The following is an 11,358-nucleotide window of genomic DNA, read 5'->3' as shown; positions in this document are numbered from 1 at the left end:
TGAAGGTGGATTTTTACTATCTTTTTGATTTCACAAGTTTTTCTGTCATCTCGTAAGCTCGGAGTTTCGCTAACTCTTTGGAGAGTTTTGCAACCAGAACTTCGTGATCAATATCAGCAACGTGTGCCACAATATTTTCTTCGGCTTTGCGTTTTGCTTCACGAATACGATCTGCATCTAACTCACTACCACGAATTGCTACATCAGCCAGAACAGTAACGACTTTTGGTTGGACTTCTAAAAAGCCACCTGATACGTAAATCACTTCTTCTTTATCATCTTCAAGAGTGAATTTCACAATTCCCGGTTTAATTGCCGTTAGCAAAGGCGTGTGATTCGGTAGAATACCGAGTTCACCTTCCACACCTGTTGCTTGGATTTGTTTAACCGCACCTTCAAAGATTTTTTGCTCTGCGCTGACTATTGTTAGGTTAAATGTCGCCATTTTTGTCCTCCTTCAAATGACTTGAAGTGATTACATATTTTTGGCTTTTTCCAGCACTTCTTCGATTGAACCCACCATATAGAACGCTTGTTCTGGGATATGGTCGTATTCCCCCTCTAAGATACCTTTGAAACCACGAATAGTGTCTTTTAATGACACATATTTACCGGGTGAACCTGTAAAGACTTCTGCCACAAAGAACGGTTGTGATAAGAAACGTTCGATTTTACGGGCACGAGCCACCACAAGTTTATCTTCTTCAGATAATTCATCCATACCAAGAATTGCGATAATATCTTTCAATTCTTTATAACGCTGTAAGATACCTTGTACACCACGTGCGACATCATAATGTTCTTGACCGACAACAAGCGGATCTAATTGACGTGATGTGGAATCTAACGGATCAACCGCCGGATAAATACCCAAAGAGGCAATTTGACGACTTAATACAACTGTCGAGTCTAAGTGTGCAAAGGTTGTCGCCGGAGAAGGGTCTGTTAAGTCATCCGCTGGTACATAAACTGCTTGTACGGAAGTAATAGAACCTGTTTTAGTTGATGTAATACGTTCTTGTAATACACCCATTTCTTCTGCAAGGGTCGGTTGGTAACCTACCGCCGACGGCATACGACCTAAAAGTGCTGATACTTCAGTACCTGCAAGGGTATAACGATAAATATTATCCACGAAGAATAATACGTCACGACCTTCATCACGGAATTTTTCAGCCATGGTTAAACCGGTTAATGCAACGCGTAAGCGGTTACCCGGTGGCTCATTCATTTGACCGTAAACTAACGATACTTTATCTAATACGTTAGATTCTGTCATTTCGTGATAAAAATCGTTACCTTCACGAGTACGTTCACCTACACCGGCAAATACGGAATAACCTGAGTGTTCAATTGCAATATTACGGATTAATTCCATCATATTAACAGTTTTACCTACACCTGCACCACCGAAAAGACCGACTTTCCCCCCTTTTGCAAAAGGACAAATTAAGTCGATAACTTTAATACCGGTTTCAAGTAATTCCGTACTGTTTGATTGTTCTTCGTAACTTGGTGCTGCACGGTGAATAGACCAATTTTCTTCCGCGCCGATTTCACCACGCTCATCAATTGGTTCACCTAACACATTCATAATTCGACCTAGGGTTTTAGTCCCCACCGGTACCTGAATTGGATTTCCGGTATTTTCTACTTTTAAACCACGTTTCAAGCCATCAGATGTACCCAATGCAATACAGCGAACAACACCGCCACCTAATTGCTGTTGAACTTCAAGGGTTAAACCAGATTCAACTTTTAATGCATCGTAAACTTTTGGTACTGCATCTTGTGGGAATTCAACGTCAATCACCGCACCGATGATTTGTACAATTTTTCCTGCTGACATTACCTTTCCTCTTTCCTTAAATCGCAGCCGCACCGGCAACGATTTCATTTAATTCATTTGTAATACTTGCTTGACGAGCTTTGTTATAAACTAATTGCAAGTCATTGATTAAATTTCCTGCGTTATCAGTTGCCGCTTTCATTGCTACCATACGGGCAGCTTGCTCGGAAGCAAGGTCATCCACCACAGATTGATATACTTGTGATTCCAAATAACGAGTAAGTAAACTGTCCAATAAAACTTTTGGCTCTGGCTCGTAAAGGTAATCCCAGGTACTTTGCTTTTGTTCTAAATTATCGGTTTCCAATGCCGGTAATGGAACTAATTGTTGATAAACAGGCGATTGTGTCATTGTATTGATGAATTTATTATAGGCGATATAAACAGCATCAATCTCACCATTTTTATAAACATCAAACATCCCGTTTGCCACACCAATTAAGTCTTCCATTGCCGGATTATCACCCAAACCGGAAAGTTGTCCACGTACAGATAACCCCAATGAACGGAAAAAGTTAATTCCTTTTGAGCCGATTAAGCCCAATTCTACGGTAACCCCTTTATCCTTCCATTGTTTGATTTCTGTCATCACGGTTTTGAATAAATTAATATTTAAACCGCCACACATTCCACGGTCTGTCGAAACAATTAAAATCCCAACTTTTTTCACTTCTCGTTGAACTAAAAATGGGTGTTTATAACCGATATTGGCTTTAGAGACGTGGCTGATAACATTTCGTATTGTTTCAGAATACGGACGAGAAGCCGCCATACGATCTTGCGTTTTACGCATTTTCGAGGTAGCAACCATTTCCATTGCCTTAGTAATTTTCTGTGTACTTTGTACACTGGCAATTTTGGTTTTTATCTCTTTTGCACCTGCCATCTTCTTTCTCCGTTATATTACCAAGCACTATTGGCTTTAAAACTATCCAAAATCGTTTTCAATGTGTCTTTTATCTCATCATTGTAATTACCGGTTTTGGTTAATTCTGCCATAAAGTCGCCATGGTTACGGTGAGCATAGTCTAAAAGTGCGGTCTCAAAACTTGCAATTTTTTGCAGTTCTACGTCTTCCAAATAACCAAACTCAACAGCGAAAAGCAACACAGATTGCTCTGCAACACTAAGCGGTGCATATTGTTTTTGTTTCAATAATTCGGTAACTTTTTCACCGTGAGAAAGCTGTTTACGGGTTGCATCATCAAGATCAGAGGCAAATTGAGCAAACGCTGCCAATTCACGATATTGCGCTAATGCGGTACGGATACCACCAGCTAATTTTTTCACTACTTTAGTTTGTGCAGCCCCCCCCACCCGAGATACCGAAATACCCGGGTTTACCGCAGGACGAATACCTGAGTTAAACAAGTTAGATTCTAAGAAAATCTGACCATCGGTAATGGAAATAACGTTGGTTGGTACGAATGCAGAAACATCCCCAGCTTGAGTTTCGATAATAGGAAGAGCTGTTAAAGAACCTGTTTTTCCCTTTACTTCACCATTGGTAAATTTTTCTACATACTCTTCGTTAACACGTGCTGCACGCTCAAGTAAACGTGAGTGTAAATAGAAAACATCTCCAGGGTAAGCTTCACGACCCGGCGGACGACGTAGTAATAATGAAATTTGACGATAGGCTACCGCTTGTTTTGACAAATCATCATAAACAATTAACGCGTCTTCACCACGATCACGGAAGTATTCCCCCATTGCACAACCGGCATAAGGAGCAAGATATTGTAATGCGGCAGATTCAGATGCTGATGCAGCAACAACAATAGTATTTGCCAATGCACCATGTTCTTCTAATTTACGCACGACGTTTGCGATAGTTGATGCTTTTTGACCAATTGCAACATAGATACATTTAATACCTGAATCACGTTGATTGATAATAGCATCGATCGCTAATGCCGTTTTACCCGTTTGACGGTCTCCAATGATTAACTCACGCTGACCTCGACCAATCGGCACCATAGAGTCCACCGCTTTATAACCGGTTTGTACCGGTTGATCGACCGACTTACGTTCAATAACGCCCGGTGCAATCACTTCAACCGGTGAAAATCCGTCATTTTCAATTTCACCTTTACCGTCAATCGGCTGACCAAGTGTATTGACAACACGACCTAACAAGCCACGACCTACCGGCACTTCCAAAATACGACCGGTACACTGAACTTCCATTCCTTCCGCTAAATCTGCATAAGGCCCCATTACAACCGCACCTACCGAGTCACGCTCAAGGTTAAGTGCCATTGCATAGCGATTTCCTGGTAATGCGATCATTTCCCCTTGCATTACATCGCTCAAACCGTGAATACGAATAATACCGTCACTTACGGAAACAATTGTCCCAGTATTATGAGCTTCACTCACTACATCAAACTGAGCAATTCGTTTTTTAATCAATTCACTAATTTCAGTTGAATTTAGTTGCATCTTTTATTCCTCTTATCATTGCAACTCATTTGCGAGACGGTCGAGCTGTCCACGACTACTACCATCAATCACAAAATCTTCCGTACGGATAATTACACCAGCAATAAGCGAATCATCCACGTTGCAATTTACTTTCACTTTGCGAGCTAATCTTTTTTCCATTGCCGCCACAATTTTTTCAATTTGAGTTGCATTCAATGGTTGTGCAGAAGTTACTTGAACCTCTGCAATGGCTTGATGTTCTTCCACATAACGGGTAAATTCGGAAAATACCGCAGGGATAGCACTCAAACGCTTATTTTCAGCCATTAACCGAATAAGATTTTGCCCATATTGATCTAGCTGTTCACCACAAATTGAAATTACCGTATCCGCTACTTTTTGTGAAGAAAGCGAACTAATGAGAAATTCTTTCATTTGTTCGTCTTCCACAAGTGCGGTCAAAAATCCCAACATTTCTGTCCATTTTTCTACCGCACTTTTGTCATTTACGGATTGCTCTATGGCAAAATCAAATGCTGCTTTGGCATAAGGGCGAGCTATCGTAGTTAATTCTGACATAAGCTAAAGCCTCTTATAGTTCTGCAACTAATTTATCAATAATGTCATTGTTTGCCGCTTCATCAATAGTGCGACTCACAATTTTCTCAGCACCGGCAATTGCTAAGGAAGCCACTTTAAGACGTAATTCTTCTTGAACACGTTTACGTTCAGCTTCTACCTCAGCATACCCTTGTTCAATAATTTTCGCTTTAAGCTCTTCTGCTTCGGTTTTCACTTCGTCAAGCACTTCATTACGTCGCTTGTTTGCAGCATCTAAAATCTCTTGAGCCTGAACTTTCGCTTTTGAAATTTCTTCTTCTGCAAGTAATTTAGTATCTGCTTGTTCTTTTTTCGCAGCTTCCGCAGATGCTAATGCATTGGCAATTTGGCTTTGACGTGTTTCAATTGCTTTAATAATTGGTGGCCACACAAATTTCATACAAAACCATACGAATAGTGCGAATGAAACGAGTTGACCAATTAATGTTGCATTTAAATTCACAACGTCCTCCTTAAAATGCTTGTTTTACGTTGATAAGCAAATAAGGGATTATTGTAATAAACCGATAAATGGATTCGCAAAGATGAATAGTAAGGAAATACCAACCGCAATCATCGCAATCGCATCTAAAAGCCCGGCTACGATAAACATTTTAGTTTGTAGGCTTGATGCAAGTTCAGGTTGACGCGCTGAAGATTCTAAAAATTTACCACCTAAGATAGCAAAACCAATTGCGGTACCTAATGCAGCAAATGCAAGAAGAATCGATGCTCCGATGATTGTAGCTGTAATTACAGTTTCCATAATGTTCTCCAATAGAAGTTAAGTTTTAGCCCTAGAGCCGGTTAATAAAAAAACGATTAATGATCTGCTTTATTGTAAGCAATACTTAAATAAACGACCGTCAACATCATAAAAATAAACGCTTGCAAAGTAATAACCAAAATATGGAAAATTGCCCAAGCAAGGTGTAAAGGAATACCCAATGCAGCGATAGCCATATTAGCTGAATACATCACGGCAATAAGGATAAAGATCAATTCCCCTGCATACATATTACCAAATAGACGGAACGCAAGAGAAATAGGCTTAGCCAGTAAAGTCACCGTTTCTAAAATAAAGTTAACGGGAATGAATGCCCAATGATTAAACGGATGAAGTGTATATTCTTTTACTAATCCCTTGAAACCTTTGGACTTAACTGTGTAGAAAAGAATTAAGAAGAAAACACAAAGAGACATACCAAGCGTTGCACTAATATCGGCCGTAGGCACGGCACGAAGATAATGAATATTAAACAGACCTGCTAATTGAGGTAAGAAATCCACTGGAACTAAGTCAATCGCATTCATAACAAAGACCCAGCAGAAAATAGTTAATGCAAGAGGGGCGACTACATCACGCGGACCATGGAAATTTTCTTTCACAATACCATTAATCCATTCTACAACAATTTCCACCATACATTGCATTTTTCCGGGCACACCTGCTGTGGCTTTTTTTGCTACACGCGAGAAAATAAAGAGAAAAATGATTGCGGCTAAAATAGAAAAGAACAACGTATCCACATGAACATGCCAAAATCCATCCCCTGTTTTTAGAAAAGACAGATGGTGGCTAATATATTCCGATGTTGTTTGTCCAGACATAATAAACCCTTAGAACTATAGTAAAAATCAAATTTGGCGAAACAAAAATGGAATTAAATTATTCAAAATTAATGCCATAAAAAAACCACTAAAGAAAATCACAAAGTTTGTCACCAAAAACCATTTGAATGATGCAATAATCAATACAATGGTTAACACAAACTTGATGGCTTCACCTCTATAAAGTGCGGTCAATTTTGCAGATAAATATTGTTTTCGATAAAAAACGATATACACAAAAACACTGAAAGGAAGCAATGCCGAAAGAAATCCGAATAAAAAATCAAGTGCATTTTTCATCTGCCAAAAAGCAAAAAAACAAGCAAATAGTAACATGATGACTATTTCAATCTGAATAGCTTTTCGATACTGAATTTTCGCTTGTTGTACAATTCTCGACATTATTTTCAATAACCTTAAACCTTGATAATTATACTCTTGAAAAAATCAGATTCAACTTAAAAACTACCAAAAAAACGTTAACTAAATCACAGTTTTGAAAAAATTTTACAAATATGTAACAATTTACTGCAAAATGATTAAATGTCGTTCACCTACTAATTCCGGCACTTGTAACGGTATTATTTGTTGCACTGTATATTTATTATTCAATTCTTGTACTTCTTCCATATGATAAACACCCTTTAATGCATAAAAATACCCACTTTCTTTCGGAAGATGATGGCACCAATTTGTCATATCTTTAAGTGAAGCAAATGCTCGGCTCAATACTCCATCGAATTTTTCATTAGGTTGATATTCTTCCACACGACTTAATATCGGCGTAACGTTTGTTAGCTTTAATTCACGTATGGAATTACGAATAAAACTAATACGCTTACCTAAACTATCCAACAATACAAAGTGCTTATTTGGGTTTGCAATCGCTAGAGGTAAACCGGGTAAACCGGGACCGGTACCGACATCAATAAAAGATTCCCCCTGTAAATAAGGACTAACCACAATACTATCCAAAATATGTTTCACCAACATTTCTTGCGGATCACGCACCGAGGTTAAATTATAGGCTTTGTTCCATTTATTTAATAAATTGACGAGATCAATTAGCTGCTGTTTTTGTTGATCGCTTAGTCGAATATTTGCTTGTGTTAGCAAGCGGTCCAATTTTGCTTTCATTAATGGTACTCTATTGTAAGAATGTCCCGCATTTTACTTGAAAGTGCGGTCACTATTCTATGCCTTTTTCATTTTCTGCTGTAAAATCCCGTTTAAATTAGTCTCTAACCAGTCAACCAATTCAAACATTTTATTTGATGCCTGTATGCCAAATTCCGTTAGTGTATAGTCCACATGCGGAGGTACTGTGTTATAGGATTTTCGAATTAACATGCCATCTTCTTCCAATTCTTGTAATGTTTTAGTTAACATTCGTTCACTTATACCATCAATCATACGACGTAATTCACTAAAACGTTTCGTACCTGAATGTAAGCTTATTAGTACCAATGCGCCCCAGCGATTGGTTAAATGTTGCAAAATTTGACGAGAAGGGCATGCTGAAGCTAAAACATTTCCACGTTCAAGAAATTTTCCCATTTTTATTTCCTTTTAAATCATTAAGTTAGTGTTTTTTCCTAAAAATTTTTAAACTTACTTTTATGTAAGTACTTATCAAAAGTAAGAAATAAAATTATTATAATAGCCATCAACTAATATCGTCAAACATTTCAACATAAAGAGGAAAGTAAAATGATAAACAAAACTATCGCAATCACCGGAGCAAGAGGTCAATTTGGCGCAATCGCATTGGGTTTATTAAAAGCCAAAAATGCTAATGTTATCGCCCTTGTGCGTAATCCTTCAAAAATTTCAAGTGTAATTTGATTATTCAAAAACAGAAGGTCAAATTGAGGCTCTGAATGGTGTAGATACATTGATTTTAGTTTCAGGTAGCGAAGTAGGACAACGTTCGCAACAACACCGTAATGTGATTAAAGCCGCCAAAAAAGCAGGAGTGACACATATTGTTTACACAAGCCTGTTAAATGCCGATAAGGAAAACGGAGTAAAATCATTATCTGGCGAACACTTAGATACCGAAGCTGCATTAAAATCCTCAGGTATTACCTACACTATTTTGCGTAACGGTTGGTATACCGAAAACTATACCGGTTCAATTGCGGCGGCATTAGCAAATAATGCCCTCTATGGTTCGGCAAAAAATGGTCATATTTCATCTGCACTTCGTGCTGAACTTGCAGAAGCAGCAGTAAATGTTGCATTGAGTGAAGGTCACGACAATCAAACCTATGAACTTGCCGGATCAACCAGCTGGACATTAGCAGATCTTGCGGCAGAAATGAGCAAACAAACCGGCAAAGACATTCCTTATGTAGATCTTCCTGCTGAAGATTATTCAGCGGCTCTGGTACAAGCCGGCTTAGATTCAGGCTTTGCAGGGTTGATTGCCCAATGGGATGTAGATGCCTCAAACGGTGCATTATTTTCAGAAGATAAAACTCTTGAGAAATTGCTCGGTCGCCCAACAGCAGGGTTAGATGTGGCGGTGAAACAATCCTTATAATTAACACAAAAAAGTGCGGTAAAATTCACCGCACTTTTGTATTTTTAAACTCAGAGAATCTTACTCCCCACGCTTCAACATTCCTTGTTTTTTCAAATTCACTAAGATAATTGAAATTGCCGCCGGTGTAATACCGGAAATACGGCTTGCTTGCCCGATAGAAACAGGTCGGTGCTGTTCTAATTTCGCACGAACTTCGTTGGATAACCCGGATACTTTTGTATAATCAAATTGTGGCGGAATCACGGTGTTTTCGTGACGTTTTTGTTTTTCAATTTCTTCTTCTTGATGATCGATATAGCCTTGATATTTAATGGCAATTTCCACTTGTTCTACCGCTTCTTCGTCCTCCATTGCAGGCTGATAAGGTGTTAGAGAAGTCAAAATTTCATAATTAATTTCCGGACGGCGTAATAAATCTTCGCCATTAGCCTCACGCACTAACGGACTTCCCAACACTTTATTGGCTTCCTCCAAATATTCTGAACGGGGATGTAACCAAATACTGCGTAAACGCTGACGTTCACGTTCAATATTTTCCATTTTCTGATTAAAGCGTGCCCAACGAGTCTCATCAATTAAACCAAACTCATGAGCAATAGGGGTTAAGCGAATATCCGCATTATCTTCACGTAACAATAAGCGATATTCCGCACGGGAGGTAAACACTCGGTAAGGTTCTTTTGTGCCGAGTGTGCAAAGATCATCAACTAACACTCCGATATAGGCTTGATCACGACGTGGGAACCATGCCTCTTTCTCTTGTACATAAAGTCCTGCGTTGATCCCAGCAAGCAATCCTTGCCCAGCGGCTTCTTCATATCCGGTTGTACCATTAATTTGACCGGCAAAAAATAATCCAGAAATCCCTTTAGTTTCAAGAGTTGGTTTTAAATCACGCGGATCAAAATAATCATATTCAATGGCATAACCCGGTTTGATAATTCGAGCATTTTCTAGGCCTTTCATTGAATTAACGATCTTCACTTGCACATCAAACGGGAGACTTGTCGAAATCCCATTTGGATAAACTTCATTACTGGTTAATCCTTCCGGTTCTAAATAAATTTGGTGAGAATTACGATCTGCAAAACGCATCACTTTATCTTCAATAGACGGGCAATAACGAGGCCCGATCCCTTCGATCACACCGGTGTACATCGGGCTACGATCCAAATTATTACGGATCACCTCATGAGTTTGATCATTAGTATGGGTGATATAACAAGGGATTTGTTGCGGGTGATCCGAAACGGATCCCATAAAAGAAAACACCGGTAATATAGCATCGCCGTGCTGTTTGGTGAGTATATCAAAATTGATAGTACGCGCATCAATACGTGGCGGTGTGCCTGTTTTTAAGCGATCCACACGTAAATTCAGATCGCGTAAACGTTCAGCTAATGTTGTTGAAGCAGGATCTCCAGCTCGACCTCCTTCATAATTTTCCAGTCCAATATGGATCTTGCCGGCCAAAAAAGTACCGGCTGTTAGGATCACTGATTTTGCACGGAATGTTAAGCCCATTTTAGTGGTGACACCGGTTACTCTATCCTGTTCAATCAAAATATCCGTAGCTTCTTGCTGGAAAATATCAAGGTTGGGTTGATTTTCAAGGGCAACGCGCACAGATTGGCGATATAATACGCGATCTGACTGAGCACGGGTTGCACGTACGGCAGGACCTTTACTGCTGTTTAGCGTACGAAATTGGATCCCCGCTTTATCAGCTGCATGGGCCATTAATCCCCCCATGGCATCGACTTCTTTTACTAAGTGCCCTTTACCGATCCCACCAATGGCAGGATTACAGGACATTTGTCCTAACGTATCGACATTATGCGTTAATAAAAGGGTTTTTAACCCCATACGTGCCGGTGCGAGGGCGGCTTCAGTACCTGCATGACCGCCGCCGATTACGATCACATCATAGGTTTCAGTATAAAACATCGTTTTCTCTAATTCATTCGGATCTAAAAATGTGCGCTATTCTACAAAAATTCAGTTTTTCTTGAAAGAAAGATTTGGATCTTGAAGATTTACAAAGGATCTAAAAAATCTTGAGGTAATAAAATTAAGATTTTTTATATATAGATCTTATTATTGTTATTATTAAGATCCTTTTATTATGTGTATAACGCTTTTTTCTTTTTATAAATGAATAAGTTAGATCCTATTGAGAAATGTTGATCAATGATAAAAATAGTCGTAATTCATTGTGGATAATTTGCTTCTTTATCCACAGTAGATAGAAATTAAGATCTTATTCAGTGAAAAAATACAGGTTTTTTGACAGATTTTTTATGAGTTATGCACAGATAAAAAA

Annotated in this window: 12 protein-coding genes and 1 pseudogene; 1 reads left to right on the top strand and 12 read right to left on the bottom strand. The window is 38.9% G+C overall.

Translation table 11 applies throughout. The features are described from left to right. Positions 1-16: 16 nt before the first annotated feature. The 11 genes from BKK47_RS06035 to BKK47_RS05985 form a co-directional block, all read right to left on the bottom strand. Positions 17-445, bottom strand: a complete 429-nt coding sequence (locus tag BKK47_RS06035; protein ID WP_077493995.1) for a F0F1 ATP synthase subunit epsilon — start codon at positions 443-445, stop codon at positions 17-19. A gap of 30 nt (positions 446-475) precedes the next feature. Next, entirely contained in the window at positions 476-1,849 is a 1,374-nt protein-coding gene (atpD, locus tag BKK47_RS06030; RefSeq protein WP_018355849.1) for a F0F1 ATP synthase subunit beta, read from the bottom strand. Between the two features lie 16 nt (positions 1,850-1,865). Continuing rightward, entirely contained in the window at positions 1,866-2,735 is an 870-nt protein-coding gene (gene atpG / locus BKK47_RS06025) for a F0F1 ATP synthase subunit gamma (protein WP_077493994.1), read from the bottom strand. 17 nt (positions 2,736-2,752) lie between these two features. Continuing rightward, positions 2,753-4,294: a F0F1 ATP synthase subunit alpha gene (gene atpA, locus BKK47_RS06020; protein WP_077493993.1), complete on the bottom strand. Its 1,542-nt coding sequence runs from the start codon at positions 4,292-4,294 to the stop codon at positions 2,753-2,755. Positions 4,295-4,309: 15 nt separating this feature from the next. Continuing rightward, positions 4,310-4,855, bottom strand: coding sequence for a F0F1 ATP synthase subunit delta (atpH, locus tag BKK47_RS06015; protein WP_077493992.1), 546 nt, complete (start codon positions 4,853-4,855; stop codon positions 4,310-4,312). A gap of 13 nt (positions 4,856-4,868) precedes the next feature. Next, positions 4,869-5,339 (bottom strand): F0F1 ATP synthase subunit B, encoded by a 471-nt coding sequence (gene atpF, locus BKK47_RS06010; protein WP_077493991.1) that lies wholly within the window; start codon positions 5,337-5,339, stop codon positions 4,869-4,871. Positions 5,340-5,387: 48 nt separating this feature from the next. Continuing rightward, entirely contained in the window at positions 5,388-5,642 is a 255-nt protein-coding gene (atpE, locus tag BKK47_RS06005) for a F0F1 ATP synthase subunit C (protein ID WP_005539567.1), read from the bottom strand. Between the two features lie 56 nt (positions 5,643-5,698). Then, complete coding sequence (atpB, locus tag BKK47_RS06000; RefSeq protein ID WP_077493990.1) at positions 5,699-6,487, bottom strand: F0F1 ATP synthase subunit A; 789 nt, start codon at positions 6,485-6,487, stop codon at positions 5,699-5,701. Between the two features lie 27 nt (positions 6,488-6,514). After that, entirely contained in the window at positions 6,515-6,889 is a 375-nt protein-coding gene (locus BKK47_RS05995; RefSeq protein WP_077493989.1) for an ATP synthase subunit I, read from the bottom strand. Between the two features lie 123 nt (positions 6,890-7,012). After that, a complete protein-coding gene (rsmG, locus tag BKK47_RS05990; protein WP_077493988.1) occupies positions 7,013-7,624 on the bottom strand; it encodes a 16S rRNA (guanine(527)-N(7))-methyltransferase RsmG in 612 nt (203 codons plus the stop codon). 57 nt (positions 7,625-7,681) lie between these two features. Then, complete coding sequence (locus tag BKK47_RS05985; protein WP_077493987.1) at positions 7,682-8,044, bottom strand: winged helix-turn-helix transcriptional regulator; 363 nt, start codon at positions 8,042-8,044, stop codon at positions 7,682-7,684. Between the two features lie 153 nt (positions 8,045-8,197). Here BKK47_RS05985 and BKK47_RS05980 point away from each other — a divergent pair. Then, positions 8,198-9,032, top strand: a pseudogene (locus BKK47_RS05980) (SDR family oxidoreductase). A 60-nt stretch (positions 9,033-9,092) separates the two neighbouring features. Here BKK47_RS05980 and mnmG read toward each other — a convergent pair. Then, positions 9,093-10,982: a tRNA uridine-5-carboxymethylaminomethyl(34) synthesis enzyme MnmG gene (gene mnmG, locus BKK47_RS05975; RefSeq protein ID WP_077493985.1), complete on the bottom strand. Its 1,890-nt coding sequence runs from the start codon at positions 10,980-10,982 to the stop codon at positions 9,093-9,095. Positions 10,983-11,358 lie beyond the last annotated feature (376 nt).

Origin of the sequence: Rodentibacter mrazii (assembly GCF_001998825.1) — a bacterium.
In the GTDB taxonomy this organism is placed as follows: Bacteria; Pseudomonadota; Gammaproteobacteria; order Enterobacterales; family Pasteurellaceae; genus Rodentibacter; species Rodentibacter mrazii.
Note: the sequence above shows the minus strand (reverse complement) of the source record. Positions and strands in the feature narration are given on the sequence as shown.